15 protein-coding genes and 2 pseudogenes are annotated in these 19,546 nt (G+C 70.3%); 8 read left to right on the forward strand and 9 right to left on the reverse strand.

The genetic code is table 11. The features are described from left to right. Positions 1–521 precede the first annotated feature (521 nt). Positions 522–1,382 carry a Bax inhibitor-1/YccA family protein gene (locus A6P39_RS43510; protein WP_275884072.1) on the forward strand — a complete coding sequence of 287 codons (861 nt, stop codon included), beginning with the start codon at positions 522–524 and terminating at the stop codon, positions 1,380–1,382. Positions 1,383–1,539: 157 nt separating this feature from the next. Beyond that, the gene (locus tag A6P39_RS43515) at positions 1,540–2,772 is read left to right on the forward strand and encodes a cytochrome P450 family protein (RefSeq protein ID WP_275884073.1); all 1,233 of its coding nucleotides are present in this window, start codon (positions 1,540–1,542) and stop codon (positions 2,770–2,772) included. Between the two features lie 78 nt (positions 2,773–2,850). Here A6P39_RS43515 and A6P39_RS43520 read toward each other — a convergent pair whose 3' ends face one another. The 4 genes and pseudogenes from A6P39_RS43520 to A6P39_RS43535 all read right to left on the reverse strand — a co-directional run bounded on the left by A6P39_RS43520 (position 2,851) and on the right by A6P39_RS43535 (position 6,170). Continuing rightward, a complete protein-coding gene (locus A6P39_RS43520) occupies positions 2,851–3,033 on the reverse strand; it encodes a hypothetical protein (protein WP_275884074.1) in 183 nt (60 codons plus the stop codon). A 643-nt stretch (positions 3,034–3,676) separates the two neighbouring features. Beyond that, positions 3,677–4,219 carry a hypothetical protein gene (locus tag A6P39_RS43525; RefSeq protein ID WP_275884075.1) on the reverse strand — a complete coding sequence of 181 codons (543 nt, stop codon included), beginning with the start codon at positions 4,217–4,219 and terminating at the stop codon, positions 3,677–3,679. 242 nt (positions 4,220–4,461) lie between these two features. After that, positions 4,462–5,222, reverse strand: a pseudogene (locus tag A6P39_RS43530) (MBL fold metallo-hydrolase). A 159-nt stretch (positions 5,223–5,381) separates the two neighbouring features. Further along, complete coding sequence (locus A6P39_RS43535; protein WP_275884076.1) at positions 5,382–6,170, reverse strand: YbaB/EbfC family nucleoid-associated protein; 789 nt, start codon at positions 6,168–6,170, stop codon at positions 5,382–5,384. A gap of 529 nt (positions 6,171–6,699) precedes the next feature. Here A6P39_RS43535 and A6P39_RS43540 point away from each other — a divergent pair. Together A6P39_RS43540 and A6P39_RS43545 are read left to right on the forward strand one after the other, a co-directional pair. Continuing rightward, positions 6,700–7,098, forward strand: a complete 399-nt coding sequence (locus tag A6P39_RS43540; RefSeq protein WP_275884077.1) for a 6-pyruvoyl trahydropterin synthase family protein — start codon at positions 6,700–6,702, stop codon at positions 7,096–7,098. A 504-nt stretch (positions 7,099–7,602) separates the two neighbouring features. Further along, complete coding sequence (locus A6P39_RS43545; RefSeq protein WP_275884078.1) at positions 7,603–8,100, forward strand: sigma-70 family RNA polymerase sigma factor; 498 nt, start codon at positions 7,603–7,605, stop codon at positions 8,098–8,100. A 492-nt stretch (positions 8,101–8,592) separates the two neighbouring features. Here A6P39_RS43545 and A6P39_RS43550 read toward each other — a convergent pair whose 3' ends face one another. Next, complete coding sequence (locus A6P39_RS43550; RefSeq protein ID WP_275884079.1) at positions 8,593–10,746, reverse strand: AfsR/SARP family transcriptional regulator; 2,154 nt, start codon at positions 10,744–10,746, stop codon at positions 8,593–8,595. 872 nt (positions 10,747–11,618) lie between these two features. On the opposite strand from A6P39_RS43550, the gene A6P39_RS43555 reads away from it, so the two are divergent. The 3 genes and pseudogenes from A6P39_RS43555 to A6P39_RS43565 all read left to right on the forward strand — a co-directional run bounded on the left by A6P39_RS43555 (position 11,619) and on the right by A6P39_RS43565 (position 14,844). Then, positions 11,619–12,245, forward strand: a complete 627-nt coding sequence (locus tag A6P39_RS43555) for a hypothetical protein (protein ID WP_275884080.1) — start codon at positions 11,619–11,621, stop codon at positions 12,243–12,245. 706 nt (positions 12,246–12,951) lie between these two features. Then, a pseudogene (locus A6P39_RS43560) lies at positions 12,952–13,347 on the forward strand (M28 family peptidase); the annotation flags it as partial. Between the two features lie 510 nt (positions 13,348–13,857). Beyond that, positions 13,858–14,844: a class I SAM-dependent methyltransferase gene (locus tag A6P39_RS43565; RefSeq protein WP_275884412.1), complete on the forward strand. Its 987-nt coding sequence runs from the start codon at positions 13,858–13,860 to the stop codon at positions 14,842–14,844. A 159-nt stretch (positions 14,845–15,003) separates the two neighbouring features. On the opposite strand, the gene A6P39_RS43570 is transcribed toward A6P39_RS43565, so the two are convergent. Then, positions 15,004–15,474 (reverse strand): SsgA family sporulation/cell division regulator, encoded by a 471-nt coding sequence (locus tag A6P39_RS43570; RefSeq protein WP_275884081.1) that lies wholly within the window; start codon positions 15,472–15,474, stop codon positions 15,004–15,006. A 643-nt stretch (positions 15,475–16,117) separates the two neighbouring features. Between A6P39_RS43570 and A6P39_RS43575 the strand changes: the two genes are divergently transcribed. Further along, the gene (locus A6P39_RS43575; RefSeq protein WP_275884082.1) at positions 16,118–16,393 is read left to right on the forward strand and encodes a hypothetical protein; all 276 of its coding nucleotides are present in this window, start codon (positions 16,118–16,120) and stop codon (positions 16,391–16,393) included. Positions 16,394–16,490: 97 nt separating this feature from the next. On the opposite strand, the gene A6P39_RS43580 is transcribed toward A6P39_RS43575, so the two are convergent. From A6P39_RS43580 to A6P39_RS43590, 3 genes are all read right to left on the reverse strand, one after another. Continuing rightward, the gene (locus A6P39_RS43580; RefSeq protein ID WP_275884083.1) at positions 16,491–17,042 is read right to left on the reverse strand and encodes a carboxymuconolactone decarboxylase family protein; all 552 of its coding nucleotides are present in this window, start codon (positions 17,040–17,042) and stop codon (positions 16,491–16,493) included. 23 nt (positions 17,043–17,065) lie between these two features. Then, positions 17,066–17,443, reverse strand: coding sequence for a nuclear transport factor 2 family protein (locus A6P39_RS43585; protein WP_275884084.1), 378 nt, complete (start codon positions 17,441–17,443; stop codon positions 17,066–17,068). 548 nt (positions 17,444–17,991) lie between these two features. Further along, entirely contained in the window at positions 17,992–19,140 is a 1,149-nt protein-coding gene (locus A6P39_RS43590) for a cytochrome P450 (protein WP_331454218.1), read from the reverse strand. Positions 19,141–19,546 lie beyond the last annotated feature (406 nt).

The raw sequence follows: 19,546 nt of genomic DNA on the forward strand, positions 1-19,546 counted from the left end.
CACCGGGGCCCGACATGTGAGACCCGAGCTGAACATTCAGCCCACAACTGCTACGTCCCGCCACGTCGCGGAGTACGGCGCCGACCCCTTCGGCAGGTCGTTCCAGAACACGGCAGCGACGTTCCGCGCGTCCCGCGGAACACGTCTCGGGACCCCCTCGCACCGGCGCGCACCCCACGAACGCTGTGCTTACGTGTGACCACGCCTTCAACGGCCGGGTTCCGGCTCCTGCCGTGACCGTCAACTGATCGATATTTCCTGGCGGAACGCGGACCGAGCCTCATCTGGCACATCGGCCGCGCCCTCCTGCACGCACCCTCCGAATGACCCCCGCCGGATCAGCCTCGCTGGATCAGCCCGCGGATGACTTGCTTATCCATGCGTCACCTGTCAAAGTGGTGACGAACAGGGTTGCCGTCGTCGACCCGGTGCATGGCCAACGCCACACGTATGCCGTGCCGGGCACCCGATGACAACGCTTGCCGCAGGCCGCGAGTGTGCGGCGGACGAGGAGGAAGAACGTGAGGACCAGCAACCCCATCTTTTCCCGCTGGGGCGCCAGCCCTGACCCGGAGCAGGCCCACGCCCAGGCGCCCCGGCCGGTGGGTGCCACGGTCGGTGGCCGGCCGGCGGACGACTACCTGGCCAACCCCTACGCCCCCGGTCCCGACACATCGGCGGGGAGCACCCGGAACGCCATCACGATGGACGACGTCATCGTCCGCACCGGAACGACACTCGGCATCGTGGCCCTGACCGCCGTACTCTCCTGGCTGCTGCTGCCCGTCGACGAGGCGAACCTCGGCCGCTCCTACGGCCTCGCCACGGGTGCCGCTCTCGTCGCCTTCGTCCTCTCGATGATCCAGTCCTTCAGGCGGACGCCGTCCCCGGCGCTGATCCTCGGCTATGCGGCGTTCGAGGGTGTGTTCCTCGGTGTGCTCTCCAGCACGGTCTCGACGTACCTTTCCCCCGGCGTGGTCGTCCAGGCGGTGCTCGGCACCTTCGCGGTCTCCGCCGCCGTACTCCTCGCGTACCGGATGCGCTGGATCCGCGTCGACCGGCGGTTCGCCGGGTTCGTGGCCTCGGCCGCGACCGGTTTCCTGCTGCTGCTCGCCGCCGATCTCCTCTTCACGGCCTTCGGCGCGGGCAACGGCCTCGGCTTCCACAGCGGCGGCCTCGGCATCCTCTTCGGTGTCATCGGCATCGTGCTCGGCGCGGCCTTCCTTGCCCTCGACTTCAAGCAGGTCGAGGACGCGATCGCCTACGGCGCCCCGCGCGAGGAGGCATGGCTGGCCGCCTTCGGCCTCGTCACGACGCTGGTGTGGATCTACCTGGAGGTGCTGCGCGTGCTGACCATCTTCAACACCGACAACTACAACTGAGTTCCACCGAGTTCCCCGGCCCCGGAGGGGCACGCGCACCGCGCTTACCCCTCCGGGGCCTTCGCACGCGGGCCCGCTGCCTGAACTTCCCCGGCACCCGGCTCGTTCTGATGACGACGGCCCGACGGCCCGACGGCGAGAACGGGAGAAAAAGGTCATGAGCCCTCACGAGCAGTGTCCGTATCAGGACGGCAGGGTGGACCTGGGTCCGGCCTTCAAGGCGGACGCCCCCGCCCGGTACGCCCGGCTGCGGGAACTGGGCCCCATCCACCCGGCCGAGTTCCACCTCGGGCTGAAGGGCTGGGTGGTCGTCGGCCATGACCTGGCCCGGGAGGCGCTGACCCATCCCGCCCTGCTCAAGGACGCCACGCCCGCCGCAAAGGACCTGGCCGCCGCCGGTTACGTCCTGCACAAGCCCTCGGTCGGGCTCGGCGCGCAGATGATGGAGGCCGATCCGCCCGAGCACACGCGGCTGCGCCGGCTGGCCTCGGCCGCCTTCACCCCGCGCCGCACGGCCGAACTGGCGCCGCGCATCGAGCAGATCGCCCACGAGCTGATCGACGCCATGGCGCCCGCCGGCGAGACCGACCTCGTCGAGGCGTTCAACGCCCCGCTGCCCGCCACCGTCATCGCCGAACTCCTCGGTATCCCCGAGGAGCACCACGCGGACTTCCGCCGCTGGTCGAGCCACGCCCTCCAGGTCGCCTCGCCCGAGCACCGCCCGGCACTGGCCGGTCTGCACGCACTGCTGGCCGGCCTGATCGCCAACAAGCGGCGCGCCCCGGAAGGCGACCTGCTGTCCGCCCTGGTCGCCGTACGCGACGAGCAGAACGGCCGGCTCACCGAGGAGGAGCTGGTGGGCACGGCCATGATGCTCATCGTCGCGGGTCACGAGAGCACCGTGAACCTGCTGGGCAACGCCGTGCTGGCCCTGCTGCAACACCCCGGCCAGCTGCGGCTGTTGCGTGAGCGGCCCGGGCTGATGCCCGACGCGGTGGAGGAGTTCCTGCGCTACGACACCTCCGTCGAGCGCTCCACCAGCCGCTACGCGGCCCAGGACATCGAGCTGGGCGGGGTGCGCATCCCCCGGGGCGGCATGGTCGTCGTCGCGCTCGGATCGGCCGGGCACGACGCCCCGCAGGCCGGGGGCGGCGATCCCGCCGTGCTCGACGTGACCCGGCCCGGCGCCCGCCATCTGGCCTTCGGGCACGGCATCCACCACTGCCTGGGCGCCCCGCTCGCCCGGCTGGAGACCACGATCGCCCTGCGCACCCTGCTCTCCCGCATGCCCGAACTCGAACTCGCCACGCCGGCCGACTCCTTGAAGTGGATCGGCTCCGGCATCATCCGCGGCGTGCTGTCCCTTCCGGTGCGCTACCGCGTCGCCTGACGGCAGCCGCGGCACGAAAACGTCCCGGCCCGCGCCTGGAGGGCGCGGACCGGGACGGAACCGGAAGGGGTACAGCGGTCAGGCGGTCCCGGTACGCAGCCGGCGGGACTTGCAGGGCGGCGGCGTCGCGCCGGCCGGGGCGTCCTGGAGCAGGCGGTCCGGCAGATGTTCCAGGCCCGTGTCCGCTGTCGCCGACGGCGTCTCGTGCCCCCGGCCGTCCGGCCGGGGTTCTTCTGCCTCCGGCGCACCGCGGTCGTCCATGAGCCCTTCCGGCCAGACCCACTCCCCTTTCAAGGGGCATGCCACATCTTGTCCACTTTCCCGGACACGGTGCCTGTGCGCTCCGCCCCCAACCACCGCGGGTGCTGCCGATGCACTTCGGTGCAATGGGCAGGTGTCGTTCGACCGGGTTGCCAGGGCGAGCCGGGGATGCATTGGCCCGCCCCGCCCGCGGCCGTCGGCCCGGCCTTCGACCGCACGTGCCGCCTGGAAGGCGGGCGGACTCGAGGGCACGCCGTACCTCGTCGCTCTCGCGTCCTTCGCCCTGGGCGACGAGAACCGGGGCCGGGCCAACGTCTACGCCTACTACCGGCCTGCCGGACCGGAGGGGCCTGGGCGAGGGGCGCCGAGACGAGTAGTGGAGTTGCCGGGGTGCGGGCCGCGGTCAAGGTTTTCGGGGAACTCGGCGTCGACGAACCCATTTTCACCCCGACCATGGAGGATCCCGGAGAGGTGGCACGACTGGCGGATGCGGTCCTGTAGGCAGACACGCCCGGTACACCGGTCTCAGGTGTCTCACCCGTTTTGCGTGACGGATGGTGCCGCCCGCGGCGCATGCCAGGGTCCGGCCGGACCCCGGCATGCGGGACGAGTGCGCAGGTCAGCCGGAGGTGTCCGCCGGACCCTACTTGATCAGGGTGTACATGACAGAGCGCTGCTGCTTGTGCCGCTGGATACGTCCCTTGGCGACCAGGGACTCGAGGGTGTTGCGCACCACCTGCGGTGTGGGATTGCGGTCCGGGAACTTCTCCAGAAGCTCGTCCCGCAACTCCTTGGCCAGACGCGGCTCGTCGTACTTGCCGAGCAGGTCCGCCAGCAGGTCACTGAGCAGAGGCTGACGCGACTTCCCCTTCGCGCCGGCCTTCGCCGAGGTGCCCGCCGGCGTGCTCCCGGCCGTCGCCGAGCGCCGCGAAGTGGCTGCGGCGGAGGCGTTCTTCGCCTTCGCGACGACGGGCTCGTCCTGCAACTGCTCGGGCAGGCGGGATGCGTCCGCGAAGCCCTCGTACCGCCCCGCGAGGTTCAGGATGTCTGCCAGGAGGGCCTCCTCCTGCTTCAACACCGTGATCCTCTCCGTCAGCTCCTGCTGTCGTCGGCGGTTCTCCTCCAGGTCCGACGCGGCTTGTTCCACGTACCGCGACCGGAGCGTGGCGGCTGACTGGCTGGTCACAACCGTTCACTCCCTCGATATGGATGACGTTGCGCATGGTACCCACGCGGAGGGGCCCGTGCGGATAGGTGTCGACGCCAGACGGTTCTTCGGGCATGTTCACCCTTCACGACAGTGCGGCGGACCCGGCCGGCACCCGGTCCCGCCTGGGCGGTCGTACGCGGGTGCCGGCCGGTCGGGTCCGTGTTGCGCGGCCGCTCGGCGAGGAAGGACGGCCACGTGCCCGCTTGGAATCCGGTATCTCACCCGACGGCGTGCTCACGGGCCGCCCGGACGGCCTCCTTCACCGAGCCGTGGTGCGCGGGGCCGTGGCCGGGCAGGAGGAGGTCCGCGTCCAGTCCCTCCAGGACGGACAGGGAGTCGAGAGCCCGCGCCCGGTCGGTGTGGAACATCCCCGGCAGCAGCTGTGGCCCGCGGACACGGGACGTGGGGTGCGCGGTCACCAGGGCGTCGCCGGTGATCAGAATGCCGCTTTCGGGCAGGTGGTAGGCGCAGTGGCCCTTGGTATGTCCCGGAGCGTGCACGGGTATCGGCGCCCCGGGCAGGTCCAGGGCACCCGTGGTGGGGAAGGCCTGCGGCTCATGGACGGGAACGTGGGTGGTCCCCCCCGGCCCGCAGTGCGTGTCCACGGAAGCACACCCGGCCGCCACCCTTGCGCGAGTACCTGACCGACGGACACCTGGTCGAGGAAGTCGCGACGGGCGTGCGGCACCTCCTCACGGTGCATGAGCACGGGCACGCCGTAGGTGGCCCGCAGGTGTTCGGCCGCGCCGATATGGTCGTTGTGCGCGTGCGTGACCAGGACGGCGGTCACGGAGCGCGGGTCGAGCCCGATCGCCAGCAGCGAGCCCAGCACGGCGTCGCGGTCGCCGGGGTAGCCGGTGTCGATCAGGGTACAGCTGTCGCCGTCCCTGACCACGACCCAGTTGGTGTTGCTGCCGGACACCGTATGGACGTTGTCCCCGACGCGGACGATGTCGTCCTCATGCAGAAGCCTCGTCATGGCCTTGGTGATCCTCTCGACGTGGTGGGACCCCGACAGGTCCGGTCACCGGATGAGCGGCCTCTCCTTCGGCGCCGCACGCCGACGCGGTGCGGGACATCTGGCGGAGGAGGGGTCATTTCACTGTAGGATGTCTTCATCCAATAAGATCACACGTGTTCAGGAGTCCAGGTGTGCACTTGTGTCCGGTTCTGAACACACCTGGCGGCATCCGGGCCGCAGGGTGCCTTCAGCCGACTCCGCCTTCCTCCCCGGCCGTTCCAGCGCGCCCACGTACCCGCACACCGAGGGAGGGCGGGAGTCGCGCACGGCGTCGCACACGGACTCCCGCAGCGCCATGACGGCGTCCCGCAACTCCGCCGGCAGGGGAGCGTGCGCCGAGGTGGACCGCGCACCGGGACGGCTGTGGCCCCAGAGCGGGCCCTGCGACCGCGACCTCGATGTCTCCAGGAACCCTGCCGTCGCCTCCCACGTGCCCACCGCGCTGTCGGCCTTCAACACGCCGGGCTCCCGCACGGAGGCGAGGCCGGAGACCACCGCGCGGGCTTCGCCCACCAGCCGGCGCCAGCACACCGACGGGGTGTCGGGGACTGTGTCGGGCGAGACCGGTTCGTCCCGGTGCGCGGGCTCCGCGCACCGCGGCAGCCGGAGGTTCGCGGCCATCATCACGGCAGTGGCGCGGGCCGCGACCTCGGCGCGGGCCGTCGTCAGGGCTTCCAGGACGCTGTCGCCGAGCTGCGGGGCCAGCATCTCCCGGAACCGCTTGTCGACGAAGCCGATGCCGGCGGCGCGGCCGTCGGCATCCACGGTGACCTCCACGACGCCGTCCCTGGAACGCGCCGTCACCGACAGCGCCCTCATCTGTTCCCGAGCCCTGGCCAGGGTTCCATGCTGCTCGGCGAAGTCGGCAAGGGCTTTCTCCAGACGGCTTCCCGGTGGCGTGTTCATAGTCCTCCTCTGCCGCTGAAGCCACCCTCAGGCGGCATGACCTCGGGGCGGCCGTGCGGGCTGCCGCTCCCCAGGCACCTTCCCGGTGTCCGCTCGCGTTCGGCTCGCGCGGTCCCCGTCCCCCTGCACACGCCCCACCTCTCCGACATGCTCGCCGCATGCCACCGGCGGAAGGAAGAGGTCGGCCGTGCCGGAAGCGCACCCGGACCGAGGGCCCCTCCGATACATGAAGGACACGAGGGGACCGCACACTTGGTTCACACGCCGGGAAACGACGGGACCCGCCTTCGGCGTCAGAGAACACGCGGGCTCCGTCACACGTAGGCCGGTATGCTCCGTGCCGAGTTCTTCGCCGCCGCGGCCGTCCTCCCGTCGCGCGCTGCCGTGGACCGGGTCCGTCGACCGGTGCCACGGTGCCGCGCACACGGACGGAGGTGTGTCCGGAGCGACGGGAGCGACCCCATGCCGGACCGCGCCGGGCCACCGCGGACGTCCGCCGCGCCGGAGCGCCCCCCCACCTGGAGGATCCTTGTTCAGTATCACCGTACGTGACCACATGATGGTCGCCCACAGCTTCCGCGGCGAGATCTTCGGTCCCGCCCAGCGGCTGCACGGCGCGACGTTCGTGGTGGACGCGACCTTCCGGCGACCCGAGCTGGACGACGACAACATCGTCGTCGACATCGGTCTGGCCACTTCAGAACTCGGCAAGGTGATCGGAGGGTTCAACTACCGCAACCTCGACGACGAGGAGCAGTTCGACCAGATCAACACCTCGACGGAGTATGTGGCCAAGGTGATCGCCGACCGGCTGGTCGCGGCGATCCACGCGGGGACGCTCGGCGAGGGCGCCCAGGGCATCCGCGAGGTGGCCGTGACACTGCACGAGTCGCACATCGCCTGGGCCAGTTACGAACGCGGCGTCTGATACACGCGCGGGAGCCCGTGCCACCGCGTCGGCGGCACGGGCTCCGGTGACTCCTGGTACCGCTCAGCCGCGAACGGTGACCGAGCAGACAGTGACACACACCTGGGGCCGGGGCGTCGGGCAGACACGTGTTCCATACAATTGCTCCATGGCCGTCACATGTGTTCTCTTTGAAGTGAGCCAAGACCAGGTACGACGAGACGGCTCGACACGGGTGACATGCAACTCGCATCTTGGCGGTTGTTCGGATCCCGATAAACGGGGAATTGACGCGGCGGGCCCACAAATCCCTGGTGGGACGGGGTCTTCCGGTCCTGCGCTACTGGATCGGTGGCATATGTGTTCGCCGGTCCGGGGCGCGGCACTCGGACGACACAAATGCAGCATTATTCCGGCACCCGGCGCTGCCTACAGTGCGAACGCGGGGGTTGCATCCGGCCTCCGGTCGCCGCACGACAGAGAACCAGGATGGTCCAGAACACTATGGCTACGCCCCACACAGCCATGTCCCGATCTGATCTGCTCGGCACGATCATGAGGGAACACCGGGACGGTCTCGTCTCGTACGCCGAGAAGATGCTGGGTGACCGCGGACTCGCCGAGGACATCGTCCAGGAGACCATCATCCGGGCCTGGCGGAACATCGACCGGCTGCTCGGGATGGAGGGGTCGGTCCGGGGCTGGCTCTTCACCGTGACCCGGCATCTGGTCATCGACTGGGTGCGCAGGCCCCACGCACGTCGGGAGGTCGTCGGAGTCAGCTACAGCGACCCCGTCCTGGGCACCGACGGCACCGATGCGGTGCACGACGTTCTGGTGGCCAAGCCCCTGCTGCGCCAGCTGTCTCCCGAACACCGCGCCGTGCTGGTCCACATCTACCTGTGCGACCGCAGCATCCAGGAAACCGCCGGCATCCTCGGAGTGCCGGCCGGTACCGTCAAGAGCCGCCAGCACAACGCCCTGCGCAAACTGCGGAGCGCGGCTCGGCCGGAGGCGGCCTAGCGGCCGCCCAGCGGTGCCGGCGGGAATCGTGCTCGCCCCCACCGGCGCATGTTCGCCCACCGGGCGAGTTGTCTGACGGGTGTGGTGGTGGGAAGGTCCGCCATCATGCCCGGGCGGGCCGTTCCGTCAGCTCTGTTCAAGCGGCGGAACACCGTCCCGCCGCTAACCGCCGCGCTCTCCTCCTGGCGGCTGCCCCGGCGCGCCTGCCCGTCAGACGCACCGTGGGCCGCCCGAAGCGTGACTCTCCCTCTGGCGGTCGCCCGACCGTCGGCCGGATCGGCGGCACCGTCCGTCCGGCATCGGTCCCTGCGGACGGCACCCGGCCCTTCGGCCGCAGGTGCGCGCCACCGGCGACATCCCCGTGGCCGGCGGCCCGGCCCGGGACGTGGGCACCGCTGTGGTCGCGGACCTTCTTGGCCCGGCCCCATCCATGCGGCGGCCTCTCCCAGCGGCATCCGCACGGGGCGCCGGATCCCCGGAGCGCCCCCCGGGTCAGAAGCGGGTCGAGTCCAGGCACGTCTCCAGCGCCGAGGTCAGCTGACGCCGGAACGCCTCGCCTCGGGGATGGTGGCTGCTGATGGAGCGGACGAGTTCCGGCAGCAGGTACTGCTCGGCGACGATCCACTCGGCGGCGTCCGTGCGTCCGGCGAACCACTGGGGCCGCACACCCGGCCTGGGCGGCGGCAGGATCACGGTGGACCGGTGCGGCGCGAGCAGCGCGGTGGCGGCGTCGGCGCTGTACAGATAGTGCTCGAACATCCGGGCAACTGCCTCGGACCGTACGGTCTGCGAATCGAGGAGCGAACTCAGCTCCCGCGCGTAGGTGCGCAGCAGTTCATGACACGTGTACCTGCCCGCGGCCAGTTCGACGAGCAGACAGCGGTCCATCAGCTCGGCCACGTCCTGCCGGGTCCTGCGCAGGTCCGTGCCGGCCAGGCTGGCGGCGGCCTGCACGGTGATGTCACGCGAGGGGTGCAGGCTGAGCAGCCGGAACAGCCGTGCGGCGCTGCTGCCCAGCGCGTCGTAGGAACTGTGGAACGAACTGCGGGTATTGGTGCGGGCGTCGCGGCCGGACAGGGCGTCGAGACAGTCGTCGGTGTCCTTGAGCCTGGCCGCGAGCGAGGCCAGGGGGAAGTGGGGCTGCAGCAGTGTCCGGGTGGCGGCGACCGCCAGCGCCAGCGGCAGCCCGCCGCACAGCTCCACGATCTCCATCGCGGCGGCGTACTCGGCTCTGATCCGGCCGGTGCCCAGGCGCCGGTCGAGCAGCTCGAGCCCCTCCTCGCGGGTCATGGGCTCCAGCGTGATGATCCGGGCGTTGTCCGTGACGGCCAGTCCTTCCATCTGCCGTCGGCTCGTGACGACGGCAAGACAGCCCGGCGTGGCGGGCAGCAGGGGACGTACCTGTTCGCAGTCCACCGCGTCGTCCAGGACAAGCAGCAGCCGACGCCCGCTCAGCGCGCTGCGGTAGGCCGCGGCGAGCGCTGCGGCACTCGAGTGCGAACGGTCGCTCTTCACACCCAGCGCGCCGAGCACCTCGGTGATGGCCTCGGCCGGGTCGAGAGGGGAACGGGAGGTGTGGTGGCCCTGGAGGTCGACGTAGATCTGTCCGTCGGGGAAGTGGTCGGCGACCATGTGGCCCCAGTGCACGGCCAGCGTCGTCTTGCCGACGCCCGCCATCCCGCAGATGGCCGCGGTCATCGTGGGCGGCCGGCTCTCCCCTTCCAGCGGCAGCAACTCCAGGCACTGGTCCAGCGCCTGCTGACGGCCGGCGAAGGAGACGCAGTCCGCGGGCAGTTGCGCGGGCCCGTCGGCCTCCCTGGCACGGGACGCCGCAGCGACCGGGTCCCGGGGCACCCTGCGCTGGAGCAGGTGCTGCTGGGCGGCGCGCAGTTCGGGACCGGGCTCGACGCCCAGCTCCTCGGCGAGCGCGCCGCGGATGTTCTCGAACTGCCGCAGGGCTTCGGCCTGTCGGCCGGTAACGGCGAGCGCGCCGATTAACCGGGAGTGCAGGGCCTCGTCGAAGGGGTGGCTGTCCACGGCGTGCCGCAGTACCGCCAGTACCTCCTCCGTCAACGCGGGAGCCGCGGTCAGGACGGCGTCGGCGGCTTCCTTCACCGTCGCGACGAACTCGTGGCCGACCGAGGTGAAGACCGGGTGCCGGGCCACCGAGGTGCCGGCGGCGACGACAGGACCGCGCCACAGCCGGAGGGCTTCGACGAAGTCCTGCGCGGCCTGGGCCGGGGCACCCCCCTTGACCGCGAGCTGAGCCTGGGCGCGCAGGTCACGAAAGCGCAGCAGGTCCGAGGTCGAGGTGTCGACCAGCAGGCGGTATCCGCCGGCGGCGCGGACGAGGTGTTCCCCGTTGGTCCGGCTGCGCAGATCCGGTTCGAGTGTCCTGCGCAGCGCGCCGATGTGCCGGTGCACCACGTTGACGGCGCTGGTCGGCGGTTCGTCGTCCCACAGGATGTCCACCGCTTCGCTCAGGGTGAGCGGCCCGGGCGCGCGCAGGAGCAGCAGGGCGAGCAGGGCGAGCCGCTTTGGGGGGCCCAGATCGATCTCGGTGTTCCCGCGAATGGCACGTACGGTTCCGAGGATTGAGTAGCGCACTGTCGCGTCCATCTCGCGGCTGGCCTCGCTGTTTCTCATCCGGTGCTGCTGGTTGCCCGTCCGGTCTGTCGTCACAGCAACGGTGGAGGGCCAGGCCGTGTCCTGCCGAGGAATTTGTGGCCAAGACCGCGAAGTGTAGCCATGTCGCGTGGCATGTTTCCGCAACCGGTGAGGGGCGCGGGCGGGGTGCCATGGACACCCTGTACGCGTACGGAGCGAGCAGACATGTCATAGACCTCGCAGCGGGTGGGACGGCTTGCGGGGTGTGCCGCAACGATGCCGTCGTGGCGCGGGTGTCCGCCGCGGACCGGCTCCGCACGGAGTCCGCCGCCGGGACGGCTCCCGGACGTTCCGGGTGCCGCCACCAGGCTGTCAGTCGATACGTGTCGCGGAATCGGTTCGCTGACTTGGCATTTCTGTCGGGTTCGCGTCCGAGATACGTCACTTGACGGTCGGGGTGTGACAGGACCCATGCAGCACATGCTTGCCTCCTCGCAGGAGCAAGTAACCACTTTAATAGGTGACAACAGTCTCACGAGATCCGTCACCCGTCAAGACGGTTACTTGAGGCGGCTGGTGCCGGTGAGAAACGGACGGCGTGCCGGTGGCGCGAGGCGGCAGCGGCCGACGCCCCGGCGGCGGCCCAGGCGTCTTCGTGCGGACGGTGAACCCCGCCGTGGCCCGTTCCGTTCATCCTCATGACGGGTCTCCGCCGACCGGACGACTGCCGTGAGAGCCTGCCTCGCCGGCGGAGGGGGGTCCGGGCACTGCAGCCGAGGCGGCCGGACGGACAGCCCGCGCCAGCGGTCGGGCGGCACCCGGCCGGGGCCCGGCACACTCGGCTGCGGGACAGCGGTCCGGCCCGCCGCTCGCGGGCCAGGCCGTCATGCCGGTAGGAGGAGGAGCACCCCTTGTACGTCCTGGTCCCTGACGATCCGGTGTTCTTCTCGAAGTTCCAGAGCCTGGAAGAACCGCTCCTTCGCCACCTGTACCGACTGCACAGCGAGGGTCTTGGGTCCGACGACGAGCGGATCATCTCGGATGCCTACGACAGCTGGGTGCAGGTGCTGCTGAAGCTGCCGCTGTGGTCCTGGTGGCACACGGGCGAGACGTCCGCGGACCTGTCGGCCGATCGGCCGCGGTACGCCCTGTACAACGCGCGCGGCGACCAGCTGACGAGTCTGTACCCGACCGAGCTGGCCGCGGCCGACCTGGGTCACCTGACGGCCTGTCTCGATCTGTTCGTCGAGGCGGGCAGGGTGCGGCGGGGCGGACGGGAACGGATGTGTGCCAAACCGTCACAGGGGGAGCAGGGCCTCATCGACGTCTTCCGGCGCGTCATGGACGTGCTGCTGCTGCCTCCTCCGGAGGGCCTCCTGGACACCCTGCGGCATGTGGTGCCCCAGGAGGTCGCCGTCTCCGTGACCCTGCCGGAGGAACGGGAGGCGGAGTACTGGGAGTTCTGCGAGGAGATCGTGACCATCCTGAGTTCGGGCGACTCATTCGCCTTCCGCAGCCACCGAGCCATGTATATCTGAGTAGCCCCCGGAGCGGCGATCGGATGCCCGACCCGCCGTCGTGCGATGCCCGACCCGCCGTCGTGCGAAGTGCGCTGAACCTTTCGGGTCCGCCACAGCGTCTTCCGGTCGGAAGGCTCTGCCGCCGGACACGCGGGCGGTGGAACTGCGACAGGATCCGGAGCCCAGCCACACCACGAGTGGTCGCGTCCCGTCCCCGCACTGGCGGTCGGAGTACCCTTCGGGCCGCCGGTGCGCGCACTCGTCCGAGCCGCCGGTGAGCACAGGACGTGTGCCACCGCCGCCGCCTCGTCCGCGTCCGCGGCGCACGGCCCCAGGAGACGGATCCTCCCGGGCCGGACCGCGGATCCAGGCCCCATCCGTCCCGGAGGCTGGTCGGCCGCGGCCCGCTTCCGTATCCCCGTGACGGAAGCGGGCCGTGCGCCCGTCGTGGGGGGGGGAGGGGGGAGGGGAGAGGCCGGACATGCGGCGGACCGTGCCAGACCGGCGCACGGTGCGCGGTGTGCTCCGGCCGCCGTGCGGTGTACGGCGCGAGAGCCCGGTCGCCGGGGTGCGGCCGTCCTCGTGTCGGGGAAGAGCACGAGGACGGCCGTCCCGTCCTGCGACCAGGCCAGCCAATGAACACACTGGACGCAGGAGCTCTTCTCTGGGGCAACGGGATTGAAGGTATGGCGGGTTCACGGATCGGCCGGGGTTGTCGCGCCGGATGTCCGCGCCCTCCTGCCGGGTCGGCCCGGCTGCCGGTCACGAACGGACAGACCGTCACATCCGCCGTCGTGAGAGGCCTGTTGGTTTGTCCGGCGTACTCGATCCCGCGTGGACCGGAGTGCCGGATGACGAACGATCCGACGGCGGGGGGGGGGCGAACCTCATCGCCTCGCTGCCCCGGGCCGGCGCCGGGCCTGTCGTGGTGGTCGGTGCCCATCTGGACAGCGTCAGCTACAGTCCGGGCGCGGACGACAACGCATCCGGGGTGGCGGTGGTCCTGAAGACGGTACGGCTGCCGGCTGCGGCGCCCTTACCGCCGCGCGTCGTCCTCGCCGTGTTCGACATGGAAGAACTCGGACTGATCGGGGCCCGTCAGGCGGCCCGCGAACTCGGCCGCGGTGCTGACGTGCGCGGGATGATCTGTCTGGAGTCGGTCGGATACTTCTCGGACGCCCCGGGCCCCAGCGGCTTCCCGTCGGCTTCGAGAGGCTCTTCCCCGGACGCGGCCCGGGCCGACGGTCACCGGGGCGACTTCACCCCCGTGGTGCACCGGCGTTCCTCATCCCGGGCCGCCGAGACCTGGAAGCAGGCCACCGCGGCGGCACCCACCGCGGTGACAGGTCTGCTCTTGCCGGACCCTCGGACCCTCGGACCCTCGGACCCTCGGACCCTCGGACCCTCGGACCCTCGGACCCTCGGACCGACGGTCCGCTCGGCCTGCTGGTCTGGCCTCTGTCGCCGCGGTCACCGCCGCGACCGCCGTGTCCTGGCCCGACACCGAGCCCGTGCCATGAGCGGGCACGGCCGGGGTATGACCGTGTACCCCACTCACACCTTTCTGTGGCAACATGTGTGTGTACAGGCGCGACACGTATGTCGTAGCAGTGCTCCTCCGGAGGCCTTCATGTCCGCATCGCCCGAATCCGCCACACCTGCCTCGGATCTTGTTCTGCGGCTCGGTGAGAACCCGGTGGCCGTTCTGGAAGCCGCCGTGTGGGCGATGGCCGCGATCGTGAGCGTCCAGCGGCAGGCCTTGTCGGAGCCCCTTGCGGACGTGCTCCTGCGTGACCCGCAGCGCACCGCGGTCCTGGAGAGCGTGGGTCTGGTCCGCCGGGGCCCCGACGGGTACGTCGTGCACCCCTCGCTCGGGCAGGTGGACGTGGCGACGGCACACAGTGCGGTGGAGGCGAAGCTCAGCTCGCTGCGGCAGGCCGTCTCCGCCGCCGCTTCCGACGCGGTGGGCACGCCGGAGGGCGGCTGGGGCGCGCAGAGCGATGAGGTGCTGCTCAGCCAGGGGCGGGCTTCCGCGGCGACCGGCCGTGCGCTCGCCGGGAAGGTCGTGCCGCGGCTCGCCGGGTGTGCCGAGCGGCTGGCGGCCGAGGGCAGTCGTGTCCTCGACGTGGGTACCGGTGTCGGCGCGCTGGCCCTGGCGCTGGCCGAAAGTCTTCCTCGGGTGCGGGTGGAGGGTATCGACGTGCTGGAGCGGGCGCTGGCTCTGGGGCGGGCAGAGCTGGCCGCTGCGGATCCGGCGGTGGCCGCCCGGGTGTCCCTGCGCCACAAGGACGTGGTGGACGTGTCGGAGAAGGAGGCCTATCAGTTGGTCTGGCTGCCGGCGCCGTTCCTGTCGCAGGAGGCGCTGCGAGCGGCTCTGCCCCGTCTCGCCGAGGCGCTGGCGCCCGGGGCGTGGCTGGTGGCCGGGACCAACCCGGTCGCCGAGGACGCGCTGCTCCGCTCCGTGGGCCGGTGGACCGCGGTGCGTGGCGGCGGCAACTCCTTCGACACGGCGCGTATGACTGAGGAGTTCGAAGCACTCGGACTGGTCGAGACGAACACCTTCCCGACCGTTCCGGGCGGTCCCGTCCTCGTCGCGGCCCGGCGCCCCCAGCGCTGAGCCGAGGACCTCGCCCGCCGCGCGTCCCGCCGGGCGGGCGGGCACGGGCCGGCGAGCGGCGGTGATGCGGAGGGCAACGGACGGTGGACGCTTCCCGGAGGCGGCCGGCAGGCCGGGCGTGGTACGACGGCCCGGTGGCCCTGGGGGAGCCTGTTGCGATCAGTCGGACTGCGTGCTGGGCCCCTGGAGCAGGGCCGCGGTGGCGACGTCCCAGTCGATCTCGGAAAGCTCTTGACCGGCGGGGACCAGCTCGTAGGTGTACGCCAGCCACTCCGCCAGTGGAGGCACGGGCAGTTCGAACAGGGCCGCCATGTCCCGGGAGGCCAGTTGGAGCAGCACGGTGGCCCGGTCCTCGGGGTGCGACGGCCAGATCCGGACGTCACTGAAGCCGCTCACCGAGTACAGCCCCTGTCGCAGGAGGTCGCGGCCGATCCGCCACATGACTCGCGGGCCGCCCTTGATGAGGAACTCCACGCACACGATCAGGGGCGACTCCGGGTCGAACCGGAACTCCGCCCTGATGGGCTGCCGGGCGGAGACGTCCAGCACGCGCTCGATGTCCAAGATCAGTTCAGGGCTGTCGTACGGCCCTGTCCTTCGGGCCTGTGCCTCGGGTCGGTTGCCGCTCATGACGAGTTGATCCTTCTCTCCGGCGGGTGCTGGCCCGGCCTACTCTTGTCCTCGCGGCATCGTCGTACATAAGCAACTTGACCGTCCAACATCACAGTCGTAAACGGTGAGAGGGACGACCGGTGCCCGTCAGGCGGACCGCTGTCCGCTTTGGAGCAACCTGTGCGGTGCGGCCCCGGGAGCGGCGTGGGGCCCCTCCGCGGCTGCGGCCGGGCAACGGTAAGTCATTCGACTGCTGTCGCCCGTGACCTGCGCCTGAGCGATCGTGAAACTGTCACCCGTGTGCCGGTGTTGGGTGGTCGTCATGCTCGGAGCAGCCGACCGTGAACCCTATGCCCGTCATCTTCATCCATGGCGCTTGGCTGCACGCGCTTTCCCGAAAGGTATGGGCCGAGTGTCTCGCCGGCCGCGGGCTTCTCGCCTTCGCCCCGGGACGGCCGACTCACCCTGTCCCCGGCCCCGTTTCAGCAGGGCTTCGCGAACACCGTCGGGACGGAGGAGGCCGCCGCTTCGAGCGCTATGTGGTGCCGCCCCCCGCCGTCTGCTCGCCGACATCGGGAGCGCGGGCGCGGCGCGCGGCCCGCGCGCGGTGGTGCACGTCGGCAACGTGTAGCGTGGCCCGCTCCTGCTGATCTCCGGGCTCGTGCCCGACGCCGTCACGCGCGCGGTGTACAAGCAGTACGGCGACTCCACGGCCGTGACCGATCTGAAGCAGTTCGCGGACCGCGCCCACTCCTTCGTCATCGACGGCGGATGGCGCCACGTCGCCGACTACGTGCTCGGCCGGGTGGACGAACGCGGCCTGCGCCCGCACCCGTCATGGAGCACGACCAGCCGCCGGGAACTGCCCGGCACCGTCACACGGTCTGGTCGCCGGGAGCCTCGCCCAGCGCGTCGCGCAGGGCGGCGCGTGAGGTGATGCCCAGTTCGGGGAACACACGGTAGAGGTGTGAGCTGACGGTGCGCGTGCGGGGACTCACCTCGGGCCCGCGGACCGGTGTACCGCGGTCACTTGCCTAATGTGACGGCGTGTCCAGTACGGATTCGTCGCCGTAGACCTTGGTCACCTCGACGTCCAGAACGGTGGAGATCCGGCCGAACGACCAGTAGTAGCCGACCACTTGGAGCACCTCGACCAGCTCGCGGTCGGTGAGGAACGCGCGCGCCGTCTCGAACAGCTCGTCAGGGACACGAGGGCACTGCACCACCTCGGCCGTGAAGCGGAGCAGGGCGCGGTCGGAAGGCGAGAGTTCGGGGCTGTCGATCTGCCTGGCGCGGATGAGCTGCCGGGTCCGCTCGTCGACCCCGGCCGTCTGCGACATGGGATTGTGCTGGGCGGCGACGAACGTACTGCCGGTGTACTCGGCGACGGTGAGGATCACCAGTTCACGTGAACGAGCCGGCAGTTCCAGCCCGGTGAACTGCGCTTTGGCGAGCTGCACGAAGGGCTTCACCGTCCCGGCCGAATGGGACAGCATCCTGACCATGGAGTCGGGCGGCAGGGAGGCGAGGAATGCGCGGATCTCGGCCGGGAACGACGCGGGGTCCGGATCGGGCAGGCGGGGCATGTCGTACTCCGATCGTCCAGGAATCAGCGGGTCGCGTCCACGTCGACGTCGAAGCCGGTCTCGCTCAGGTTCCGGAAACGGCCGTCCTCGGCGAAGGTGCCGAAGATCGCGATCTCCCGGCTCTGGGTGGAGCCGTTCTCCAGGGTGATGTGGAAGACGTGCCGCTCGGCGTAGGTGAACCCGTCACGCAGTTCGTCAAGCACGGTCACCGAGCCCTTGGTGACCTGGCTCCGGACGCGCGCGACCATGTCCGCGAACTGTTCGCGGCTCAGGGTTTCTCCGTCGCTGCGGTGGGTGTAGTCGGGGGCGTAGTACCGGTCGAGGACCTGATGCAGCTCCTCGTCGGGGTCGGGCTCGAAGACCAGAGCCCGAAGGGCTTCGCTGATACGGGCGTGAGGCATGGCTGAGGAGTTCCCTTGCATGCGGGAGCGGACCGAAAATCCGGACCCTTGGGTCCGGTAGCGAGGGTACCGGACCCCAGGGGCGATTCAAAATACGTGTCTTCTCGCCCGGTCACCGGCTGCGGTCGCCCGGCTCGAGCAGGCGAGAAACCTCCGCGATCGCCTCCGGCGAGGGGTTGTAGGGGGGTTGTAGAGGGGTTGTATTCGTGTAGCTCTCAGCTGGGGCCCAGTACCCCGCCGGTGCACGTGTGCTGGGCCAGCACACGTGCACCGATGCCCCAATGCAGCGAGGGGGTGGACAGTGCGTCCTAGGCTGAGTACCGAGAACAGGTTTGTGGGCTGTGGGCAGCCAGTTCTACGCTCGGCGGTTCAGTACTGCAGTGTGCTGGCGGGGGATCCGGGGCACCCATGAGCGGCGGTACAGGGGCCTGACGGCGCGTCGGTCTGTCAGAACCTGACAATCGCGTGGCCTCCAGTTTCCTCGACCCCGCGTGAGCCCTGCACAGAGCAGGCGGAACGGCCGGACCTGCCCAGCGATGATCAGTGCGTCAAGCCTTGCTGCCGGGAGATGCAGCCACGCTCACTCGGGCCTGAGCCGACGCGGCCCGTGCGGAGCCGTCATGATGGGCCGGGGACGCAGTGAAGGCGACCTCCAAGCTCGTCAGTCCCCGGAAGTTGAGACTGCGCTGCCAGCGCGGCAAGGTGCCATCGAGCCTCCAGTCGGGCAGCCGGGTCAGCAGCGCCTCCAGCACGACGACACCCTCCAGCCGGGCCAGCGCTGCGCCGAGGCAGAAGTGCGGCCCGTACCCGAAGGCGACGTGCCGACCACCGGGCCGCTGGAAGTCCAGTACGTCAGGGTCCGGAAAGGCCGCCGGATCCCGGTTGGCGGCGCCACACACAAGGAGGACCGCCTGCCCGGCGGTGATGGAGCGACCCGCCAGGTCCAGGTCGTGCCGAGCCCGACGCAGCATCAGCTGCACTGGGCTGTCGTAGCGCAGGAGTTCCTCGACGGCGGCGGGGATCAGCTCCGGCCGGTTGCGCAGCTGGTCGGCGGCCTGCGGGTGGCTCAGAAGAGCGAGGACGGCGTTGCCGATGAAGTGGGTGGTGGTCTCATGGCCGGCGATCAGGAGCAGGGCGCAGTTGGCCAGAAGCTCATCGAAATCCTGCTCGGGGTTCTCGGTCCCCGTGGCCAGCAGTGCGCGCAGAGTGTGGGGCGCGGGCGGGCCGTCCTCACGGGTGAGCAGTTCCCGGAGATAGGCGAGCATCCGTTCCATGCTCTCCGAGGCGGCGCGGCTGTCGTCGGCGTCGAGCCGGGAACTGCCGATAGCCGCGGCGATCGGGTCGGACCAGGAGGACAGAGCGGCCCGGTCCTCCTCCGGCACGCCCAAAAGGTCGCAGATGACCGCCAGGGGAAGCGGACGGGCAAGGTCCGCGACGATGTCCAACCGGCCGGCCGGCGCTGCGCAGGTGATGATCTGATCGACCGTATCGGAGATGCGATCGCGCAGCGTCACCACGGTCCGGGGCGTGAAGGCCCTGCTGAGCAGGGAACGCAGCCGGGCATGGTCCGGAGCATCGCTGTAGAGCATCTGCCGGCTCAGGACCCGGGCCAGTGGCCGTAGTTCCTCGGAGACCGCGTCGATGTCCGGATAACGAACCGAGGAGAAACGTGGATCACTTGCCGTGCTGCTGACCACGGCATGGCTGGTCGCGACCCAGGCATCCAGGTGGCGGTCCCAGTAGAGGTCGTCAGCGCTTCGAAGGTCCCGGTAGAAATCGTAGAGACGATTCTGGTTTTTGGGCCTGAGAGCAGACAGCAGTGACACATGTGTTGCGGAAGCGGGCACGCTGTAAGGTAGCACCGCCAGAGCATCCCACCGCCGGTATGAATGGTTACCCGAACAACCTACGGCACTCAGTGAGTTCGGCGCCGCCGTACCACCTGATACTGCAATCACAGTTGTGGCTGCTGCTGTCGGTCGCCGTGGCTGCTGGTGCACCCGATACGGTGCCGCGATGCCACCTGCGCGCGGGGAGCGCGGCCATGAGCCGCAACTGGATGACCTGGCCGGGCCGTCCTGCCCCGCAGGTGTGCTCGCCGCC

Source organism: Streptomyces sp. FXJ1.172 (genome assembly GCF_001636945.3).
Lineage (GTDB): Bacteria > Actinomycetota > Actinomycetes > Streptomycetales > Streptomycetaceae > Streptomyces.